The 20937-nt window shown below is 62.7% G+C and carries 20 protein-coding genes; 13 read left to right on the top strand and 7 right to left on the bottom strand.

Features of this window, described 5'->3' with window-relative positions; translation table 11 throughout:
• From NKI22_RS21980 to NKI22_RS21970, 3 genes are all read left to right on the top strand, one after another.
• Positions 1-372, top strand: a complete 372-nt coding sequence (locus NKI22_RS21980; RefSeq protein WP_023717114.1) for a response regulator — start codon at positions 1-3, stop codon at positions 370-372.
• Between the two features lie 24 nt (positions 373-396).
• Positions 397-1962, top strand: a complete 1566-nt coding sequence (locus NKI22_RS21975; RefSeq protein WP_023717115.1) for an adenylate/guanylate cyclase domain-containing protein — start codon at positions 397-399, stop codon at positions 1960-1962.
• 113 nt (positions 1963-2075) lie between these two features.
• The gene (locus tag NKI22_RS21970; RefSeq protein ID WP_084642425.1) at positions 2076-2774 is read left to right on the top strand and encodes a superoxide dismutase; all 699 of its coding nucleotides are present in this window, start codon (positions 2076-2078) and stop codon (positions 2772-2774) included.
• A gap of 482 nt (positions 2775-3256) precedes the next feature.
• Here the strand turns inward: NKI22_RS21970 and NKI22_RS21965 are convergent, their stop codons facing one another.
• Positions 3257-3622 carry a winged helix-turn-helix transcriptional regulator gene (locus NKI22_RS21965; RefSeq protein WP_352481730.1) on the bottom strand — a complete coding sequence of 122 codons (366 nt, stop codon included), beginning with the start codon at positions 3620-3622 and terminating at the stop codon, positions 3257-3259.
• Between the two features lie 107 nt (positions 3623-3729).
• Here NKI22_RS21965 and NKI22_RS21960 point away from each other — a divergent pair, with 107 nt between their 5' ends.
• On the top strand, positions 3730-4434 hold the full coding sequence (locus NKI22_RS21960; protein WP_352814907.1) for a glutathione S-transferase family protein: 705 nt from the start codon (positions 3730-3732) through the stop codon (positions 4432-4434).
• A gap of 145 nt (positions 4435-4579) precedes the next feature.
• On the top strand, positions 4580-5404 hold the full coding sequence (locus NKI22_RS21955) for a DUF2189 domain-containing protein (protein ID WP_352588536.1): 825 nt from the start codon (positions 4580-4582) through the stop codon (positions 5402-5404).
• Between the two features lie 6 nt (positions 5405-5410).
• On the opposite strand, the gene NKI22_RS21950 is transcribed toward NKI22_RS21955, so the two are convergent.
• Entirely contained in the window at positions 5411-6043 is a 633-nt protein-coding gene (locus NKI22_RS21950; protein ID WP_023674336.1) for a LysE family translocator, read from the bottom strand.
• A gap of 122 nt (positions 6044-6165) precedes the next feature.
• A complete protein-coding gene (locus NKI22_RS21945) occupies positions 6166-8133 on the bottom strand; it encodes a pilus assembly protein TadG-related protein (protein WP_352814909.1) in 1968 nt (655 codons plus the stop codon).
• Between the two features lie 338 nt (positions 8134-8471).
• On the opposite strand from NKI22_RS21945, the gene NKI22_RS21940 reads away from it, so the two are divergent.
• Positions 8472-9332 carry a TIGR01459 family HAD-type hydrolase gene (locus NKI22_RS21940; RefSeq protein ID WP_352495540.1) on the top strand — a complete coding sequence of 287 codons (861 nt, stop codon included), beginning with the start codon at positions 8472-8474 and terminating at the stop codon, positions 9330-9332.
• Positions 9333-9385: 53 nt separating this feature from the next.
• Positions 9386-10369, top strand: coding sequence for a bifunctional riboflavin kinase/FAD synthetase (locus NKI22_RS21935; RefSeq protein ID WP_352481726.1), 984 nt, complete (start codon positions 9386-9388; stop codon positions 10367-10369).
• A 2-nt stretch (positions 10370-10371) separates the two neighbouring features.
• Here NKI22_RS21935 and NKI22_RS21930 read toward each other — a convergent pair whose 3' ends face one another.
• Positions 10372-10926, bottom strand: coding sequence for an HdeD family acid-resistance protein (locus tag NKI22_RS21930; RefSeq protein ID WP_023717123.1), 555 nt, complete (start codon positions 10924-10926; stop codon positions 10372-10374).
• Positions 10927-11259: 333 nt separating this feature from the next.
• Here NKI22_RS21930 and NKI22_RS21925 point away from each other — a divergent pair, with 333 nt between their 5' ends.
• Together NKI22_RS21925 and NKI22_RS21920 are read left to right on the top strand one after the other, a co-directional pair.
• The gene (locus NKI22_RS21925) at positions 11260-12165 is read left to right on the top strand and encodes an alpha/beta hydrolase (protein WP_352791605.1); all 906 of its coding nucleotides are present in this window, start codon (positions 11260-11262) and stop codon (positions 12163-12165) included.
• A 199-nt stretch (positions 12166-12364) separates the two neighbouring features.
• Positions 12365-13177, top strand: a complete 813-nt coding sequence (locus tag NKI22_RS21920; protein ID WP_023717125.1) for a MipA/OmpV family protein — start codon at positions 12365-12367, stop codon at positions 13175-13177.
• Positions 13178-13212: 35 nt separating this feature from the next.
• Here the strand turns inward: NKI22_RS21920 and NKI22_RS21915 are convergent, their stop codons facing one another.
• Both NKI22_RS21915 and NKI22_RS21910 read right to left on the bottom strand, forming a co-directional pair.
• The gene (locus tag NKI22_RS21915; protein WP_352495538.1) at positions 13213-13425 is read right to left on the bottom strand and encodes an antitoxin Xre/MbcA/ParS toxin-binding domain-containing protein; all 213 of its coding nucleotides are present in this window, start codon (positions 13423-13425) and stop codon (positions 13213-13215) included.
• A gap of 112 nt (positions 13426-13537) precedes the next feature.
• A complete protein-coding gene (locus NKI22_RS21910) occupies positions 13538-13723 on the bottom strand; it encodes a hypothetical protein (protein ID WP_023717127.1) in 186 nt (61 codons plus the stop codon).
• Between the two features lie 43 nt (positions 13724-13766).
• On the opposite strand from NKI22_RS21910, the gene ileS reads away from it, so the two are divergent.
• Together ileS and NKI22_RS21900 are read left to right on the top strand one after the other, a co-directional pair.
• On the top strand, positions 13767-16757 hold the full coding sequence (ileS, locus tag NKI22_RS21905) for an isoleucine--tRNA ligase (protein ID WP_352495537.1): 2991 nt from the start codon (positions 13767-13769) through the stop codon (positions 16755-16757).
• 195 nt (positions 16758-16952) lie between these two features.
• Entirely contained in the window at positions 16953-17633 is a 681-nt protein-coding gene (locus NKI22_RS21900) for a hypothetical protein (protein WP_023717129.1), read from the top strand.
• A gap of 86 nt (positions 17634-17719) precedes the next feature.
• Here the strand turns inward: NKI22_RS21900 and NKI22_RS21895 are convergent, their stop codons facing one another.
• Entirely contained in the window at positions 17720-18172 is a 453-nt protein-coding gene (locus NKI22_RS21895; RefSeq protein ID WP_023717130.1) for a nucleoside deaminase, read from the bottom strand.
• 76 nt (positions 18173-18248) lie between these two features.
• Here NKI22_RS21895 and NKI22_RS21890 point away from each other — a divergent pair, with 76 nt between their 5' ends.
• Together NKI22_RS21890 and rsmD are read left to right on the top strand one after the other, a co-directional pair.
• Positions 18249-20300, top strand: a complete 2052-nt coding sequence (locus NKI22_RS21890) for a pseudouridine synthase (protein WP_352850329.1) — start codon at positions 18249-18251, stop codon at positions 20298-20300.
• Positions 20281-20835, top strand: coding sequence for a 16S rRNA (guanine(966)-N(2))-methyltransferase RsmD (gene rsmD, locus NKI22_RS21885; RefSeq protein WP_023717132.1), 555 nt, complete (start codon positions 20281-20283; stop codon positions 20833-20835). The genes NKI22_RS21890 and rsmD overlap by 20 nt, the downstream gene beginning before the upstream one ends.
• The last annotated feature ends 102 nt before the right edge of the window (positions 20836-20937 follow it).

Raw genomic sequence — 20937 nt, 5'->3', positions numbered from 1 at the left:
ATGACGAGGATCCTTCTCGTAGAAGACAACGAATTGAACCGCGACATGCTTTTGCGGCGGTTGTCACGGCGTGGGTTCGAAGTCCTCATTGCGGAAAACGGACAGTCGGGCGTGGAACTCACCGTTTCGGAAAGGCCCGATCTCATCCTCATGGATATGAGCTTGCCGGTCATGGACGGGTGGGAGGCGACCCGGCGGATCAAGGCTGATCCGGCCACCTCCGGGATCCCGATCATTGCGCTTTCTGCGCACGCGATGGCCAACGATCGCGAAATGGCACTCGAGGCAGGCTGCGATGACTACGATAGCAAGCCGGTGGACCTGTCGCGACTTGTCCAGAAAATTGAACAATTGCTTGCCGCGAATCGATGAGGCGCGGACCGACGGTTTGAAAATATGCCTGCTAAGAACAAGTTCCAACGCCATGCGATCGCCGTCCATCTGGCGCAACAGCTCGCCGGACCGGCGCGGGCAATCTCAGGATTTCAGGAGTTGCTAACCGAGCAGGTGCAGGATCTCGGTCTGGGCCACATGAGACCGGATCTAGAGAAGGTTGGCGCCGCTGCTTGCGAATTGAGTAGCCTGATCGACAGCTTGATCCACGGCAAAGCGGACAATCAGAACCGGGCAGGGGTCGAGATCGAGGCGAAACTGCGCCACGACTTGCGAACGCCGCTCAACGCCATCATCGGCTATTCCGAAATGATTCGTGAAGAAGCCGAAGAATTGCACGAATACGCGCTGGAAGAGGATGTCAGGGTGATGCTCGCCGCGGCGGCTGAGTTGCTGGCGCATGTCGATGCGATTGCCGGCCTCTCGCGCGCACCCGACAGCGAGGAACCGCGGACCACGGATCAGGCTGAGATCGATGTGGCAGGGCTCGAACGGGCACTGATCAAGGCAGAGCACGACGCAAGCTCCGGTCACGGTGGCCGCATACTTGTCGTCGACGACATCACCAGCAACCGCGGTCTCCTCTCGCGCCGCTTGCAACGTGACGGTCATCAGGTAGTCACTGCCGAGTCCGGTCCGTCGGCGCTGACTCACCTCGCGGAACACGAGTTCGACCTGGTTCTGCTGGACGTCCTAATGCCGGACATGAACGGCATCGAGGTGCTCTCGCGATTGAAAGCGGAGCGCCGATGGCGGCATATCCCTGTCATCATGATATCGGGGTTGGACGAAGTGGACGCGGTGGTCCGCTGCATCGAGGCAGGGGCCGACGACTACTTGCCTAAACCTTTCAATCCGGTCCTGCTGCGCGCCCGGATCAACTCGAGTTTGGAGAAGAAACGTTGGCTCGACCGCGAGCACCAGTATCTTCAGCGGATCGAGGCGGAGAAGCGGCGGGCTGACTCGCTTCTCCATGCGATCCTGCCCGGTCAGATCGTGGCACGGCTGCAACGGGGCGAAGAGTTCATTGCCGACCGGTTCGATGAAGTGACCATTCTTTTTGCCGATATTGTCGGTTTCTCGAGCATAGCGGCAAGGTTGCCGCCGTCGGACCTGATCAAACGCCTCGACGGGCTATTCAGCACGTTCGACGTCTTGGCGGAGAAGCATGCCGTGGAGAAAATCAAGACCATCGGAGACGCCTATATGGCTGCGGGCGGTGTTCCGGAACCGGCAGCTGACCATGCCGACAGGATCGTGGCACTGGGGAAATCCATGCTGGACGCGTTGAAGCCCTTAGCGTGGGGCAACGATGGTTTTCGGATCCGCATTGGCGTGCACACGGGACCGGTGATCGCGGGCCTGATCGGCCGGCATCGGTTCGTCTACGACGTCTGGGGCGAAACCGTGAATATTGCAAGCCGGCTCGAGTCCCAGGGCGTGGCCGACCGCATGCAGATTTCGGAGGCAACCAAGCAGGCCCTGCACACCTCCTGGAAGCTCGAACCGCGCTGTAATGTAGAACTGGCAGGTGTCGGCAGGATTGAAACCTATCTCGTTCAACACTGATCGGAACAATGGCTAACCCTCAGGGAATTTCGCGAAGCGATGCTTGGAGTCGCGACACCTCGTAAACGAACAGCATGCAGCATTGGCGTTCCACTTTCACCCGGAGCTACACCATGAACAGGCGTCAGAGTCTTCTATTTCTCGCAGGAGCATCGGCCGCGGCAGCCAACACAACCCTGTTGGGCGCCGCGGCCTTTGCGCAGGAGACCCAACCCTTCAAGCTCCCACCGCTCGGCTACGCGAACAACGCATTAGAGCCGCACATCGACGCGACCACGATGATGATCCATCACGACCGCCATCACGCCGCTTATGTGAATGCCTGCAATCAACTCGTGCCGCTTTGGCCCGAGCTCGCCAGCACGCCGATGGAGGCTATTCTGGCAGATCTGGGCAAGGTCCCGGAAGGCGTGCGCAACAATCTTGGGGGACATTGGAATCACACTCACTTCTGGGAGCTGATGACTCCCGGGGGCCCCAACCAGCCCGGTGGCGACCTCAACGCCGCCATAAGCAGCACCTTCGGCAGCTATGCGGGCCTGACCGAAAAGCTCACGGCGGTTGGCCTTGGCCGCTTTGGCTCCGGCTGGGTATGGCTTGTCGTGAACAAGGACAAGAAGCTCGACATCGTCAGCACAGCCAACCAGGACACGCCGCTCGAGCTAGGGGCGCGTCCGGTGATTGGCGTCGACGTCTGGGAACACGCCTATTATCTCAAGTATCAGAACCGCCGCGCCGACTACCTCAAGGAATGGTGGCGCGTGGTGAACTGGGACAAGGCCCTCGCCAACTTCAAGAAGTCGACCGGCTGAGGGGCCGCAGATCGCGACGCCTCGTCCCTTCAGCCGCAGCAGCCGGCCGCGTTCGTGGTCACAGCTGTTTTTTTCAGCGTCTCGCGCGAATACCGAGCGGTTCGCCGGCTGGGGTAGCGCCTTCGGTTCAGACATCCCGGTTGCCAATTTCCGCGACTGGCTTGTCTGTCGTGTTCACACCTTTGATATGCCCCAAGCTGTGACCGAAGGGCAGCAACGGGTCCGAGACGCGACCTTCGCGGCATCATTGGCAAAGGTCCGCAAGTGGCGCAAACCAGCCCACGCTATGCTGGACGCGAAGGTCAGCTTTTTGGCCCAATCATCCCGAAAGCGGATCTCCGCTTCCGGCCCAAACGCGACGTTAGAGTATCTGCTCGGCAATGACAGCTTCTGGCGCTGTCCGTGCATTCCGATATTCGGCCGGATCCTATCCAAAGCGGTTGTCCAGCCTCGGATAGCAAGCGTCAGATTTTCACGATCGGCTAGGCCGCTGTGTCTAGCCTCGTTTCCGGCATCGGTGGAGCCTGGCCGACCCGGTCGTCCCCGGTATGTTCCCACCATCTGCCCAAGGCCTCGATGAGCGGCACAAGCTTGAGACCGGGCGTCGTGAGGTCGTAATCCACGCGTAGCGGATAGCCGGCATGCGCCGTTCGCCGCACAATCCCGGCGTCCTCCAGCTTGCGCAGTTCGAGAGCCAGAATGCGGTGCGACACGGTCGGGTTGTCACGCCTCAGATCGCTGAAGCGCTTGGTGCCGTCCTTGAGATAGTAGAGCAGCAAGGTGGGCCAGCGACCGCTGAGCACACGCATGGTCTCTTCGATCGGGCAGCGTGAGACGACATCTTTCATGGGGGGACCTGGTTACAGAATAGTGCGTAATTTACATGGGGCGACCAGCGTTTAGGGTCAAGTTTCGCTGCGCAGCGTAATCCCTAAATTATGGAAGAGACAAAGAAATGGAACCTATCCTCCTTTATGGCTTCCCGCTGGGAAGTTCGATGGGGCTCGTCGCTGCATTTGAACGCGTCGGACAGCCCTACCGCCTGTGTCGAGTCGACCTCCTCACTGAAATGAAGAACGACGCCTATGCCAGCATCAACGGCCGTCAGGAAACGCCGGTGTTGATCACCGACGAAGGCAGGGTGCTCACCGAGACCATGGCGATTGCCGCTTGGCTCGAAGCCCGCGATACGCAACGTCGTATCAGCTTTGAGCCTCGCTCGCCGGAAGCCGACCGGATGCACCAGCTGATGGCTTTCGTGAACACCGGCTTCACCGCCGCTTTCACCCCGCTCTGGGCCGCATATGAAATGGAATCGGCCGAGCCGGTGCTGCTGGCAACCTTGCGTGACTTTGGCCGCAAGGTCGTTACCAACCGCCATGACCAGCTCGAGGCGATGATCCTCGACACGGATTTCCTGGTCGGCGACCGGCTGACGCTTGCCGATACCACGCTGATCGGCGTGGCGCGCTGGGCGGAGTTCCACAAGGCGGTCGACGGCGCAGCTTATCCCAAGCTGGCGGCGTTGCGCCGCCGGATCGAAAGCGATCCGGACGTGCGATTTGCGCAGGCCATCGAGGATGGTGAAAAGCCGGCCGGGTCAGGCGCTTGCCTCGGTCACGTGCGGCTGGCCGAGGTGATCGATCGCTTCGCGGCCTAATCTGTTCGTTCAGCCGCCCGGCGCGCCCTGGCGCCGGGTGGTGGCGACAAGCGCGCCGAGATCGGCTATCATATCGCCGTTCTTGAAGTGGCAGCTGCGGGCGGCCATCCTGGCGGTGACCGCCCCGACACACGGGAGAAAGGTTATGGCTGGCTTTCATGTCATGGCGGACGCGCGTGGAATGCATGTACAGCCCACGGTGCGCCGCATCAGCACCGAGGATCTGATCGATGCGCTCCGTCTCGGCGTAGAGGATTTCTGGGCCAAGCCGTCGCATTATGTGTTCCTGTGCCTGATCTATCCGGTGGTCGGCCTGATCCTGACGCAGTGGACGTCGGGCTCGAATGCCATCCAGCTCATCTATCCGCTGATGTCCGGCTTCGCTTTGGTCGGTCCGTTCGCCGCTATCGGCCTTTACGAAATCAGCCGTCGGCGCGAGTTCGGCATGGATACATCCTGGTGGCATGCGCTCGACGTGCGCCACTCGCCGGCGCTGCCCGCGATTGCGGTCATCGGCATCATGCTGCTGGTACTGTTCCTGCTCTGGCTGTTCACCGCGCAATCGATCTACACCAGCCTGTACGGCAATCAGCCTCCGACCTCTATCGTCGGCTTTGTTCGCGAGGTGCTGACGACCAGCAAGGGCTGGACACTGATCCTGCTCGGCAACCTGGCCGGGTTCGCCTTCGCCGCGATCGTGCTGGCGACGACTGTCGTCGCCTTTCCGCTGCTGCTCGACCGCGATGTCGGCGCGGTCTCGGCAGTCGAGACGTCGGCGCGCGCAGTTATGACAAACCCGCTGCAGATGGCGCTGTGGGGCCTAATGGTCGCCGTGCTCCTGGTCATCGGCTCGATCCCGCTATTTGCCGGGCTTGCCGTCGTCATGCCCGTCCTTGGCCACGCGACCTGGCATCTCTACCGCAGGGTGGTCGAACCGGAGCGGGCACAGCAGGTCAGACGGCCGATGTAGGCCCGATCAGCGTTGCGCATCGGTTGCCATCTTGACGGCCAGCGCGGTCAGCACCGTGCCCATCATCCAGCGCTGGATCACCAGCCATAGCGGCCGCCCGGCGAGGAAGATGGCGATCGAGCCGGCCGTCACCGCGATGATGGCGTTGACGGTCAGGCTGATGGCGACCTGCGTGGCACCGAGCACCAGAAGCTGCGACAGCACGTGGCCCTTGCCGGGGCTGATGAACTGCGGCAGCAGCGACAGATAGAGCACTGCCACCTTCGGGTTGAGCAGGTTGGTCATCAGGCCCATGGCGAACAGCTTGCGCGGCCTGTCCTTAGGCAGTTCGCGGATCTGGAAGGGCGAGCGCCCGCCCGGCTTCACCGCTTGCCAGGCAAGCCACAGCAGATAGAGCGCGCCGGCAAGGCGCAGCACGTCATAGGCGAAGGGCACGGCGAGCAGCAGCGCGGTGATGCCGAACGCCGCTGACAGCACGTAGAATAAAAAACCGAGCGCCACGCCCCCCAGCGAGATCAGCCCGGCCTTCGGCCCTTGCGACAGCGAGCGCGAAATCAGATAGATCATGTTCGGGCCGGGCGTCAGCACCATGCCGAGGCAGACCAGCGCGAAGGCGAGATGGTTGGCGGGTTCAGGCAAGAGCGTATCTCCGGATGGGGACACTCACCACATGCTTCCCCCACCCGCAAGGGCATGAGGGCAGGAGCCTTTGCGCCAGCGCGCTGCGCCCCTCTGCCTTTACGTCGCTAATCCCATCGCCTTCAGCCGACGATGCGCAGGTTCGACAATTCGTTGGCGATTTCCTTAAAATTGTCGGACAGCGTCGCGCCCGTCGCATTCCAGAACAACTTGGCCGGCTTGCTCGGGTCGGCCGGATCGTTGCGGAAGCGCGAATCCGAGGAACACGCCTTCAGCGCATCGATCGCCTTCTTGTCGCCAGTATCTGTGGGCGACAGGTCGAGCGCCACCGTCATCACCAGAATGTTCGAATTCTTTGCATTGGCGCAGAGCGTTTTCATCTGCTCGTCGAGTGCTGCCGTGTAGTTGGCACCGGTATAGGTGGTCTTGCCGATATCGGTGCTGGTATTCATGAACAGGCGGGTCACGCTTCCAGATCCCGGATAGGTCAGGCCAGTGTAGCCGTAGGCGGCGTAGGTCGACCTGTTGTTGGCATAGCTGCCGTCGCTGACGGCGCTATAGGTATTGGCTCCGTCGGTCAGCACCACGACCACCTTGTCGTTGCCCCTCTCGCTGTTCGGCCGGCCATCGGTGAACGGTGGGTTGCTCGATACCGTTCGCCAGCCCCAGGCAATGCCCTCCGGCACGTTGGTGTTGCCGTTCGGCGCCATGGCGTCGATGGCATCCTTGATCTCCTGCTTCTCTGCGTCCTGGCTGACGTCCTTCAACGGCGTGATCGGGTTGGTGGTGCAGGAGGAATTCGGCCCATCGCCCGCGGCTGCGGATTGCGAACCGTACGGTTTTACCAGGAAATATTTGCGCATGTCAGACTGTCGCTGCGAAGCGGTGGGACCGGCGACATAGGGCCAATCGGCCCACCAGTTGTTGCCGTAATTGTAAGACGTGCTGATGACGTCGTTGATGCCGTCACGGTTGAAATCGAGCCACAGAGTGCCAGCCTCATCCGGGGCAAACATCGGCACGAAAAGCGTGGCCGGCGCGGCTGTGTCGGGCGTGGTGTCGTCGACATTGTAGGGATATGGCCGTGCCTCGACGCAACCCTGCCAGCTCGCATAGCGGCTCGTCGTATAAATATATTCCGGTGCGCTCCAATGGCCGTACTGGCAGGTGCCGTTCTTCTTGTATGTGTCGCAGACATATTGCTTCGAATTGGGTACCTCTTCGCGGCCCGATTCGACCGTCATGTCGGCGTAGAGGCTGAAACGCGTCAGCGGCTGGTCCTTGGTCTCGCCCCAGCCGGTGCCGCGCTTGTACCAGATGCCATTGAGCTTCTCGGCATATTTGTCCGGATTGTTGGCTGCACTCATCGTCGTCCAGTCGAAATCTTCATGCTGGATCGGGGAGATGCCGTCCTGATCCATCCAGCCGTCCTGGTCGTGGGTAGGGCCGACATTGACCGAGGCCGCGAACGGCACGAGCGAGAACTGCACCGGTTTGGTGATCTGCTTCATCTGCTGCGCCTGAAGCGCCAGCGTATCGACAAGCTGCTTGGCGGCCGACTTCAGCAGGTCTATTCGCTTTTCGCCGGTGCCGGAGCCGAGATCGGTCATTGAGCCGGAATTATCCAGCACAAGCGCGACTTCGAGGGTGTTCTTGAGGCGGAGTTCCGAACATTCGGTGAAGGTCGTGTCGCTTGCCGTGCCGCCAATCAGCAGGCTGGCGGCCGGGAGAAAATAGGGGTCGAAGGTGAGGCTGGCGCAGAGCTTCAAGGTGCCGCCACCGGCATTGTTGTTGGGCAGCGTGACGGTCAGCGCTGTGTTCGCCGGGTCGATGCGTGCGAGATTGGTTTCGAAAAATGTTTTGGCGTAGGCCTTGACGTCGTCGTCGCTGGCGCCGGCGACGATCTGCTGGGCGGCGGCGAGGCCGGCCGCATCAAGTGCGTTCAGCGTTTCGTGCTTTTGGCGCAGCAACTCCCCGTAATCGACACTGAGCGCCAGACCGGCCATCAGCGGCACAATGGTGATTGCAGTCATTAAGGAGTAGTTGCCACGTCTGTCGTGTCGGAATTTTCCGATTATTGCCTTCAGCATTCCCGCCCCGCCCTATTTTTCCCGGACGATGCCACGCATTTTTAAATTTCCGATTGCTAAAATACGTCCAAGGTCGGTACGGTTTTTCAATCCCCGTTAACCACACGTCCGCAATCGGCAATGCCGCTCCGCGCTCCCCTCGGCAAAGTCCCTAAAAGCGGGATAAGGCGCTGGAAAAGAAAAGCTTTCGCCATCACTTCCCCGCCGGCGCCTCGGGCGGCAATCTTGCGGGCACAACGAAAGCTGGTGACAGAGCGAAGCGCTTCGGTTAATCCGGGCCGGCCGCTACGGACCGTCGGTCGCGGCGCTTGCAAGCATCATGGTACAGGGACAACGGCATGGTGGATTCGCCCGACATCATCGGTTCGCTCGCAGACCTGTCGGGAGCCTATTCAGCCATCCTGTGCGATGTCTGGGGCGTGGTGCACAATGGCGAATGGCATTTCCCCGCGGCTGCTGCCGCGCTGATCACTGCTCGCGCGGCGAAAATACCTGTCGTGCTGATCACCAATTCGCCGCGCCGCAGCGCCGACGTGGTGGCGCAGATGAACGCTATCGGTGTTCCTTCCGCCGCCTACGATCGTGTCGTGACGTCCGGCGACGTGACCCGCGACCTGATCGCCGACGGGCCGCGAAAGATCTTCCATATAGGCGCCGATCGAGATTTCACGCTCTATGATGGTCTCGACGTCGAGCTTGTCGAGGAGTTCGAAGCATCCGGCGTGGTCTGCACCGGCTTGTTCAATGACGAGGTGGAAAAGCCGGAAGATTATGCCGATCTTCTGCGGCGGCTGCGTGCCAGGAACCTGCCCTTCATCTGCGCCAATCCCGACATCGTCGTCGAGCGCGGCGAACGCATGATCTGGTGCGCAGGGGCTTTGGCCCGCGAATACGCGCAGCTTGGCGGGCGCACCCTGATCGCCGGGAAACCCTATGCGCCGGTTTATGAGGTCGCCATGAAAGAGATCGCCGTCATTCTCGGCCGCACGGTCGAGCGTTCGCAAGTTCTGGCCATCGGCGACGGCATGATGACCGACATCAAGGGCGCGGCCGATAATGGCTTCGACGTGCTCTACGTATCGGGCGGCATCCATGCCCGCGATTACGGTGAAGCGCTGCAGCCAGACCCGGCCAGGCTCGCGGCCTTTCTCGAAAAATACGGCTACAGACCGGTCGCGGTGATTCCCAGACTGCAATAAGTTCAGGCCCAGACTGCAATAGGTTCAAGCCCAGACTGCAATAGGTTCAAGCTATGACGGCAATGTTCGAATGCATTTCCGCAACCGCACCGCTGCCGGCCCATCTGCGTGGCGGCGTGGTGGCGATCGGCAATTTCGACGGCGTCCACCGCGGCCACCAGGCGGTGCTCGAACGCGCGCGCGCCGAAGCGGAGCGTCGCGGCGTACCTGCCCTGGTGCTGACCTTCGTGCCGCATCCGCGAAAAGTGTTCAGGCCGGACATGCCGCTGTTCGTGTTGACGCCACCGCCGATGAAGGCGCGGCTGCTGTCGCATCTGGGCTTTGCGGCGCTGGTCGAGCAGCCGTTCACACGCGAGTTCGCCTCCTTGTCGGCGGAGGCTTTCGTCACCGGCGTGCTCGAGCGCAACCTCGGCATAAGCCACGCCGTCACCGGCTTCGATTTCCATTTCGGCAAGGACCGCCAAGGCGGCCCGGCCTATCTGATGGCGGCCGGCGAGCGCCACGGCTTCGGCGTCACGCTGGTCGATGCCTTCCGCGACGAAAGCGCCGAGGTGGTGTCGTCGAGCCGCATTCGCACGCTGCTGTGCGAGGGCAATGTGGCCGAGGCCGCCGGCCTGCTCGGCTACCGTTTCACCGTCGAGGCGGAGGTGATCGGCGGCCAGCAGCTCGGCCGGACACTCGGCTTTCCGACCGCAAACATGAGGCTTTCGCCGGAAGCCACCCTGAAGGACGGAATTTATGCAGTCCGCTTCCGCCGCGCCGACGGCTCGCTTCATGATGGCGTCGCCAGCTTCGGCCGCCGGCCGACGGTCGACGACAATGGCGCACCATTGCTGGAGACTTTTGTGTTCGACTTTTCCGGCGACCTCTACGGCGAGATTTGTGCCGTGTCCTTTTTCGGCTACCTGCGTTCGGAGGTGAAGTTCGACGGGCTTGATGCGCTGGTCGCACAGATGAAGCGCGATGAGGCTGAGGCGAAGGCACTGCTCGCCGGCGTCAGGCCGCTTTCCGGGCTCGACGCGGCCATAGCTTTCTGAATCTACTTTTTCAGCGCCAAGCCGACGGCAATGAAGGTCCAGCCTTGGAAAATCAGGTCGACGGCCAGGAACAGGCCGAGCACCCACACGCTGTTGACCGGCCAGCCCATGGCGATGACCAGTCCCGCCAGCGCGCTGATGATGCCGGCCGCGACCACCCAGCCCCAGCCCGGCTGCGGCCGGTGGCTGTAGCCGACCCAGGCCCTGAGCACGCCTGAAGCAAGGAGTGCGACTGCCAGGAGGAAGGTTAGCACCGTCGAGGCGAGGACCGGATTGTCGAAGGCGAAGAAGCCGGCGACGGCGTAGAGGAGGCCGCTGAGCAGCCAATAGAAGAAGCGGCCCCATGTCTTCACGCCGAAGGCATGGATGATCTCGACAACGCCGGCCATCAGCATCAGCCAGCCCACGACAAAGACGGAGGCGACGGTTGCGATGAACAGATTGCCGAAAGCGATGCCGCCGAAGACAAGCAGCAGCACCCCAAGCGCGACGAACCATCCCCACTTCGCCCGCGTCTGGCCAATGGCGTCTTTCAAGGCGTCGCCGTGCAGTGTCATCACCCTTCTCCCTCAAGGTTGCCTAGCTTCTTTGTTCCGGAAGGTAGCGCCGATCGCCTTGCCCGTCCAGCGAGCAGGCTGCGAGCGCCACGCCCCGAGCGATCCGCTTGCCACACTTCCGCTTTGTCCCGAAGAGGCCAAATATCAGATGGAATATTCGACCATATGCGAGGGGAGTGCTAAAGATGACGAGTGGGTTTAGGGGCGACCCGCCGTCTCGTGTATTCGCCATGACGCAAGTGTAACGAAAATCCCCAGCGCTGGCATTGGCCCTTTATCGATGACGTGCTGCTGTACGCCGTTTTCTACGCTTGATGAGGCTAGGGAAGCAAAATGGGCGACGTGGACGAACACCTCGATCTGACGGAGATCAACGCCGTCCGCAGGTTGTTGACCTCAAAGCCACGAACGGTCCGCTGGGACGAACGCCGGGCACGGCTCGACGAGGTTGGTTCGGTGTGGCCGATTGCCGAGGACATCCGATGCGAGGATGTGGTTTTCGATGGCCTCGAGGGAGAGTGGTCCCTGGCGCCTGCGAGTGACAGGGATAAGGTTCTGCTGTTTTTCCACGGTGGTGGCTACTGCTCCGGCTCTCCTAAAAGTCATCGTCGAATGGTGACAGAGGCAGGTCGGGCAATGGGAATGCGCACTCTCGCGATCGACTATCGACGCGCACCGGAACATCCTTTCCCTGCGCAACATGAAGACGCACTCACCGCATGGCGCTTTCTGAGGCGGCAAGGGATCGCGCCGGATCGCATCGTGGTTGGCGGAGACAGTGCGGGCGGCAACCTCACCCTGTGCCTGGTCAGTATATTGCGCGCGGCAGGCGAGCCGTTGCCGCGATGTCTTTGGCTGGTTTCGCCCTGGACGGACCTTTCGATGTCCGGCGCGACACTATCAACCAAGGACGCAATCGACCCCATCATCCACCGGGCGTATTTGGAGGAACTGGCAACCGCCTATGTTCCCAATGGCGTTGGTCGGCGCGATCCCCTGATCTCGCCGTTGTTCGCCGATCTGAGCGGATTTCCCCCAATGCTTATACAAGTCGGTTCGGCCGAGACGCTGTTGTCGGACGCAACTCGGCTCGCGGAAGCCGCTGGCGCGACTGACGTCAAAGTACGTCTCGAAATTTGGCCGCATATGATTCACGCTTGGCCGGTTTGGAATGCGCGGTTGAGTGCCGGTCGCCGCGCTCTTCACAGCGCGGGCATGTTTGTCCACGAGTATTTATAACCCTTGCCGAGGCAACTGCTGGCGCATTCCAGACGTCTTGATCTGGGATCTTGGTGCGCCAATACGATTCGTTGCTATGCGGAAAACAGGGCCAACGCCGCCAATGTTACGGATATTAAGTCAAATTTTACCGAAATGGCGCCATGGCTTGGATGAAGGCTGGTTGTATCGGCCAATGCGTTCGACGTATGGAGTAACGATGCGGTCAGTCCCGACGATCCCGACGGTCTTGGCCGCATTCATGCTCGGCACCTGCGGCGTTGCCAAGGCCGGCGAGGGCACCTTCGGCTGGCTGTCCGGAGACTGGTACCTGACGGTCGGCGCCACCGGAATGGTCGCGCCGAATTTCGAGGGCGGCAAGAAGTACCTGCTCAGCGCCTCGCCGATCATCTCGCTCGGCAAGGCTGGTCCCGCGGCGCGCTTCAACTCGCGCAACGACAATATCTCATTGGCATTGATCGACGATGGCGGCGTCCGCGCCGGCCTGACAGGCAAGTTCCTGTTTTCCCGCGATGGTGGTGACGCCGACGAATTGAAGGGTCTCGACCCGGTGCGCTGGGGCGGCGAGGCTGGCGGCTTCTTCGAATTCTATCCTTTGGATTGGCTGCGTGCCCGCGCCGAATTGCGGCACGGCATTCGCGCCCATAACGGCTTTGTCGCCGACATCGCCGCCGACGCCTTTTACGATGTGACGCCCGACGTCAGGATTTCCGGCGGGCCGCGCGTTTCATTCGCCTCATCGGACTATTTCGACGCCTATTATGGCGTTGATGCCAAGGAGTCACTGGCCTCGGGGCTCAGCGAATATCATCCAGGCGGCGGGGTGAAATCTGCGGGCCTGGGCGGCGCGGTGACCTGGAAGGTGACCGAGCCGATGACGGCCAGTCTGTTCGGCGAATATTCCCGCCTGATGGGCCCGGCCGCCGATTCCAGCCTGGTCAAGGAGCGGGGCTCCAGGGATCAGTTCATGATCGGCGTGTCGACGACCTATCGCTTCGATTTCTCGATGTGAGCGGGCGGGTTGTGCACGACGGAGAGCCGCAAGGCTCAGACGACTATGCCGTAGCCGATCCGGTTGAGTTCCTCTTCCACAAGCGTGGCACCTGTTGCAGACTGAGGGAGATCGATGGGCGCGTCGTTGAGAACCCGACTTCGCTTACGCAGCCAGCGTTGCGCCTTTTCATGGTTGCCAAAAACGCGATTCGCCATCGTTGAAATGCGTTCAAGTCGCAAGGCGGACTCGGTAGTCGTCAGGGTCACATTCCTTCCTTCCAGCGCGCTAAACTGTGAAATGCAAACCGAAGATGCTGGTCTCTCGACGCCATCTACCGACAAACATAGGCGCAATTGGTGTACGCTCCTAGCGGAAGCATCAGAGTTCGGGCTTTTCAACATCGCCTGTCTCAGTTAAAAGCCCAGCCATGACGAGCTTTTCGCGCCTTCTCGCGACTGCGATACGAATTACAGGCCCGGTGTTCCGGGCGGCTTGACCGCCGCCGGAGCCGCCGGGAATCTTGCGCGCGGCCTCTCGCGCTTTTTCCAGATCATGATAGTTCAACGCCCGGGCTCTTTTGCCGACGGGCAACGCATATGGCAGACGAATGACTGATACCGAGACCGCCGAGACGATCGACTATTCCAAAACGCTCTACCTGCCGCAGACGGATTTTCCGATGCGCGCCGGTTTGCCGGAAAAGGAACCGCTGCTGGTCAAGCGCTGGCAGGATATGGACCTTTACCGCAAGCTGCGCGAAGACGCAGCCGGCCGCGAAAAATACGTGCTGCACGACGGCCCGCCCTATGCCAATGGCAACATTCATATCGGCCATGCGCTGAACAAGATCCTCAAGGACGTCATCACCCGCTCATTCCAGATGCGCGGCTATGACTCGAACTATGTACCCGGTTGGGATTGCCACGGCCTGCCGATCGAATGGAAGATCGAAGAGCAGTACCGCGCCAAGGGCAAGAACAAGGACGAGGTGCCGGTCAACGAGTTCCGGCAGGAATGCCGCGAGTTTGCGGCGCACTGGATCAAGGTGCAGGGTTCCGAATTCCAGCGCCTCGGCGTCGTCGGCGACTTCGACAATCCCTATACGACGATGGCTTTCCACGCCGAGGCGCGCATCGCCGGCGAGCTGCTGAAATTCGCCATGTCCGGCCAGCTCTATCGCGGCTCCAAGCCGGTGATGTGGAGTGTGGTCGAGCGCACCGCGCTGGCCGAGGCGGAGGTCGAATACCAGGACTATGAGTCGGACACGATCTGGGCGAAGTTTCCGGTCGTCAGCCTCGCTCGCCAGGTCATCAACATCGATGATGGGCAGCCCGCCCTGGATCCCAAGCTGACGCAGACGTCGCTCGATCTGCTTGATGCCAACGTCGTCATCTGGACCACGACGCCGTGGACCATCCCCGGCAACCGCGCCGTCAATTACTCGCCGCGCATCAACTATGGTCTCTACGAGGTCACGGCGGCCGAGAACGCCTTTGGCCCCCAGCCCGGCGAAAAGCTGATCTTTGCCGAGAAACTTGCAGACGACGCTGCCGCGAAGGCCAACGTCACCCTGAATCGTCTTCGCAGCGTTGGCGCCGAAGAGCTTGAAAATCTTACGCTTTCGCATCCCCTCAAAAGTCTGGGTGGTGGCTACGAATTCCCTGTGCCGATGCTGGCCGGCGATCATGTCACCGACGATGCGGGCACCGGATTCGTCCACACCGCGCCGGGACACGGCCGAGAAGACTTCGACGCCTGGATGGATGCCGCCTCTGATCTTCGCCAGCGTGGCATCGACACCGCGATCCCCTTCACCGTCGACGATGCCGGCTTCTTCACCAAGGACGCGCCGGGCTTCGGCCCGGACCGCGAGGGTGGAGCGGCGCGCGTTATCGACGACGATGGCAAGAAGGGCAACGCCAACCAGGCCGTCATCGACGAGCTGATCAAGCGAAACGCGCTGTTCGCGCGCGGCCGGCTGAAGCACTCCTATCCGCATTCCTGGCGCTCGAAGAAGCCGATCATCTTCCGCAACACGCCGCAATGGTTCGTCTATATGGACAAGGAGCTTGGCGACGGCACGACGCTGCGCAGCCGCGCCCTGAAAGCCATCGACGATACCCGTTTCGTACCCGCCGCCGGCCAGAACCGCATCCGCGCCATGATCGAGGAGCGCCCTGACTGGGTGCTGTCGCGCCAGCGCGCCTGGGGCGTGCCGATCGCCGTCTTTGCCGATGCCGACGGCAATGTCCTGCGCGACGAGGCAGTCAACCAGCGCATCATGGACGCCTTCGAGAAGGAAGGTGCCGACGCCTGGTTCGCCGCCGGCGCCAAGGAGCGTTTCCTCGGCAATCACGATGCCTCGAAATGGCAGCAGGTGATGGACATCCTCGATGTCTGGTTCGATTCAGGCTCGACGCATGCCTTCACGCTTGAGGACCGGCCCGACCTGAAATGGCCGGCCGACGTCTATCTCGAAGGCTCCGATCAGCATCGCGGCTGGTTCCACTCCTCGCTGCTCGAAAGCTGCGGCACCAGGGGCAGGGCGCCCTACGAAACCGTCGTCACCCATGGCTTCACCATGGATGAGGAGGGGCGGAAAATGTCGAAGTCGCTCGGCAACACCGTCGTGCCGCAGGACGTCATCAAACAGTCCGGCGCCGACATCTTGCGGCTGTGGGTGGTGACGACCGATTATTGGGAAGACCAGCGGCTCGGCAAAAACGTGCTGCAGACCAACATCGACGCCTACCGCAAGCTGCGCAACACCATCCGCTGGATGCTGGGCACGCTCGCCCATGACGATGGCGAGGAGGTGCCGCTGGACAAGATGCCGGAGCTGGAGCGGCTGATGCTGCACCGGCTCGCCGAGCTCGATGAAGTCGTACGCTCGGGCTACGACGCCTTCGAATTCAAGCGCATCACCCGCGCGCTGCTCGACTTCATGGTGATCGAGCTGTCGGCCTTCTATTTCGATATCCGCAAGGATGCGCTCTACTGCGAAGCGCCTTCCAGCGTGAAGCGCAAGGCTTCCGTGCAGGTGGTGCGCCATCTCTTCGACTGTCTGGTGAAATGGCTGGCGCCGATGCTGCCTTTCACCATGGAAGAGGCTTGGCTCGACCGTCATCCGGATGTCGTCTCGGTGCATCTCGACCAGTTCCCGGAGATCCCGGCGGACTGGAAGGACGAGGCGCTGGCGGAGAAGTGGCGCAAGGTGCGGCAGGTCCGCCGTGTCGTCACCGGCGCGCTGGAGATCGCCCGCGCGCAGAAGGTCATCGGCTCTTCGCTGGAAGCGGTGCCGGTCGTCACTCTCGACGATGCCCTACTCGAAGCGGCGATCGCCGATGTCGACATGGCCGAGATGGCGATCACCAGCGATCTGGTTATCGCGCACGGCAAGGCGCCGGCGGGCGGCTTTACCCTCGACGATGTCAAAGGCGTCGCCGTGGTCGTCGAGAAGGCGGAGGACCGCGGCCTGGTGAAATGCGCACGCTCCTGGCGCTACACCGCCGATGTCGGCTCAGATCCGGAATTCCCGGATGTTTCGGCCCGTGACGCAGCTGTCCTGCATGAGCTGAAGGCTTTGAGCCGCCTTTAAGGCGGTGCACAATTGCCACGGCGGGCGGCCGATCGGCCCCCGTGCGTTGCCCTTAACGAGTGGTTGAGGTAAACACGCGAAACTCCGGACGACAAATTGTCGCCGGAATTCCGTCGGAAGAGCATAGGCGATGGGGGCCGGACCTTTCTTTGGCCGGCGGCAATCGAGAGGCTGTCTACAGTGGGACTTTTTGGCATGACCGAGAGAACTTACGCGCGCGTCGCGCTGCTGGCGCCGCTTGTCGTATCGAGCCTCGCCTTGTCCGGCTGCATGGGCTCGCCCACCTACGGGACCGACAAGACCGCGGGCGCGCAGCTTGCCGGCGACCTCACCGGGGCTTTTTCCTTCGCACCCAAACGCAAGGATAGTATCGACTACAAGCCGCGCCCCACGCTGGTGAAGCCAGGGCCGGGGCAGAAGGAAGTCTTGCCGCCGCCGCAGGAAAGCATCGAGACGGCGAGTGCCGAATGGCCCGAATCGCCGGAGCAGCGCCGTGCCCGCCTGCGCGCCGATGCCACCCTGCACCAGGACGACCCGGCCTACCAGGCGCAGGTCATCGATGACGTGCAGACGGATCCGGCGTCGGTCAAGGCCGCGCTGAAGCAGTCGGGCTCGAGCCACCCGCCAGCCTGGACTCCGGCCGATTCGGACAAGGACCGCGCCGCGGAAATCATGCGCCGCCGGGCTGAAGGCAAACAGGGCGACCCGACCACCCGCAGATATCTGAGCGAGCCGCCGGTGCAATACCGCGCTGCCGCCGACACTGCGCCGCAGGGTGACCTCGGCGAGGACGAGTACAAGAAGGAACGCCGCCTCAAAAGGGAGGCGGCCGCCAAGAGCAAGAGCAGCGGCATGTTCGACTGGCTGCCCTGGTAGACTGACGGCGCCAGAGACGTTCTGGCCTGGATTGGCTGAACTGGATTGGCTGACTTGGATTCGGTCCGTCTGCCGAACCAGGAAAATCAGGGTCCGCGTCGCTCGCGAAAAAAGTCCTTCAGCAATGCTGCTGCAGCGTTCTCGGCCATGCCAGGATAGATGTCGGGCACATGATGGCAGGTCGGTGACGTGAAGAAGCGAACGCCATTGACGACTGCGCCGCCCTTCTCGTCGGCGACGCCGAAATAGAGCCGGCGCAGCCTGGCGAAAGAGATGGCGCCGGCGCACATGGTGCACGGCTCCAGCGTCACATAGAGATCGTGGCCGCTGAGCCGCTCGCTGGAAAGCTTGCGGCAGGCCTCGCGGATCGCCAGCATCTCGGCATGGGCGGTCGGATCGGCGAACTCGCGGGTGCGGTTGCCGGCACTCGCAACGACCGTATCGCCGCCGACGACGACCGCGCCAACCGGCACCTCGCCACGCAGGGCGGCGGCTTCGGCTTCTTTCAGCGCCAGCGCCATGAAATCCTGCCGCCTCACGCGGTTTCCATTCCGATTATCTCCTCGCCACTAGAGCGCGATCCTGTTACTACCCGCGCAAACGAGCAAAGGCCACATGGACGACAAAAACAAGAAATTCCCGCGCAAGGCCGGCCCGAAACCGGCGGGGCCGCGTGGTCGCGATGGCGCTCCCGGCAAGGGTGGCAAGCCGTCCTTCGGCGTCAAAAAACCCTACACTCCGCGCGGCGATCGGCCGGCGGCGGCCGAAGGCGAACGGCCGAAACGCGACTTCAAGCCGAAGCGCGAAGGCGACCGGCCGTTCGGCAAAGGGCCGCGTCCGGAAGGCAAGCCTTATGAGAAGCGCGAAGGTCCACGCAAGCCTTATGCACCGCGCGGCGATCGGCCGGCGGCGGCCGAAGGCGAACGGCCGAAGCGTGACTTCAAGCCGAAGCGCGAAGGCGACAGGCCGTTCAGCAAAGGGCCGCGTCCGGAAGGCAAGCCTTATGAGAACCGCGAAGGTCCACGCAAGCCTTATGCACCGCGCGGCGACCGGCCAGCAGCTGCCGAAGGCGAGCGGCCGAAGCGCGACTTCAAAGGCAGCGAGAGGCCATTCAGCAAAGGGCCGCGTCCGGAGGGCAAGCCTTATGAGAAGCGCGAAGGTCCGCGCAAGCCCTACGCGCCGCGCGGCGACCGGCCGGCCGATGCCGAAGGCGAGCACGGCGAAAAGCGCTTCGACCGTCCCAAGCGTGACTTCGGGGATCGTCCTAAGCGTGATTTTGGCGGCGATCGGCCGCAAGGGGCACAAAGGGCACAGGCGGCATCGGAGGGCGGCTTCAAGCCGCGTCCGCGTCGCGTCGAGGCAACGGAAGAAGCCGGCGAACGCATTGCCAAGCGGCTGGCGCGTGCCGGCCTGGCCTCGCGCCGCGATGCCGAGGAACTGATCGCGGCCGGCCGCGTCAAGGTCAACGGCAGGGCGCTGACCTCGCCGGCCTTCAACGTGATGCCCGGCGACATCATCCATCTCGACGGCATGGAGATCCCGCCGATCGAGCGCACGCGGCTGTTCCTGTTCAACAAGCCGGCCGGCGTGGTCACCACCAACCGCGATCCCGATGGCCGCAAGACCGTCTTCGACGTGCTGCCCCCCGGGCTGCCGCGGCTGATGACCATCGGCCGGCTCGACATCAACACCGAAGGGCTGCTGCTGCTCACCAATGATGGCGGCCTGTCGCGCGTGCTCGAACTGCCGGCGACCGGCTGGCTGCGGCGCTACCGCGTGCGCGTCCACGGCAAGGTCGAGGAAAGCGCGCTCGCGGGCCTGCGCGAAGGCATTGCCGTTGACGGTGTCTTTTATGGCGCCATCGAGGCGACGCTGGACCGCGAGCAGGGTTCGAATGCCTGGCTGACGCTCGGCCTGCGGGAAGGCAAGAACCGTGAGGTCAGGAACATCCTGGGCTCGCTCGGTCTCGACGTGACGCGGCTTATCCGCATTTCCTACGGGCCGTTCCAGCTCGACGATTTGCCGGAAGGCCATGTGTTGGAGATCAAGGGCCGCGTGCTGCGCGACCAGCTCGGCGAGCGCCTGGTCGAAGAGTCCGGTGCCAATTTCGACGCCGATATCGCCAAGCCGTTTTCCAACAAGCCGGTCAGGCGTGAGCGGGAGGAGGAGCCCGAGCGGCCGAAATTCACCCGTGACGGCGAACGCCGTCCGATCGGCGAGGGCGGCCTGATCAAGAACCGCAAGCGCCGCGAAGGCAGCCGCGACGAAGCGCTCGGCAAGCTGTCGACAAAACCGGAGAGGAGCTTTGGCGAGCGTGGCGCCAAACCTGAACGCGGCGACTTCGGGGACAAACCCCGCGGCGACAAGCCTCGTGGCGGCTTCGGCGGCAAGAAATCCGAACGCGAGCAGCGGCCGATCGAACCGCCGGGCCAGCGCAAGGCCAATGTCTGGATGGCGCCGGGGGCGCGGCCGATCGGCAAGGGCAGGGCGGAGGCAGACGCCGCCAAGGCGGCGGAAAACAAGGCGCGCAAGGCCGCTTTCAAGCCGTCTTATGGCAAGCCCGGCGGTGCAAAGCCGTTCGGCAAGCCTCGTGGCGAACGTTCGGATAGCGGTGGCGACCGGCCGCGTGGCGGCCCGAAAGGAAGCAATGCGGATCGTCGGCGGTGAGCTTCGCGGGCGTCCGCTGGCGACGCCCCGCACCTTTGCCATCCGCCCGACGACCGACCGCACGCGTGAGGCGGTCTTCAACGTGCTGGCGCATCGCTTTCCCGAAAAACTGAACGGCGCGCGCGTGCTCGACCTGTTCGCCGGCACCGGCGCGCTCGGCCTCGAAGCGCTGTCGCGCGGCGCTGCCTATGCTGTCTTCATCGAGGAATCCGCCGAAGGGCGCGGCCTGATCCGCACCAATGTCGAGGCTTTCGGCCTCACTGGGCGCACCAAGATATTCCGTCGCGACGCGACGGCCTTGGGCGAGGCGGGCACCATCGCTGCATTCGGCCTGGTCTTTGCCGATCCGCCCTATGGCAAGAGCCTTGGCGAACGCGCGTTGCGCTCGGCCAAGGCCGGCGGCTGGCTCGCCCCCGGCGCGCTCTGCGTAGTCGAGGAAGCGGCGGCGGCGCCGTTCGAGGCAGGGCCGGGCTTTTCGGTTGTCGACGAGCGCAACTATGGCGAGACGGTCATCCGCTTCATCGAGGTTGGGTGAGGCCCCGCAATTGGCGAGGAAGCCGCGCCTTCAAAATGACGAACAATTCGCTTTGCCTCGACCAGCAACCCCGCCTATCGTTCCACCCCAAACCGGAGCCAT

The sequence above is a fragment of the Mesorhizobium sp. M0778 genome (assembly GCF_040320105.1).
Classification (GTDB): Bacteria; Pseudomonadota; Alphaproteobacteria; order Rhizobiales; family Rhizobiaceae; genus Mesorhizobium.
This window is presented reverse-complemented; position numbering and strand designations above follow the sequence as displayed.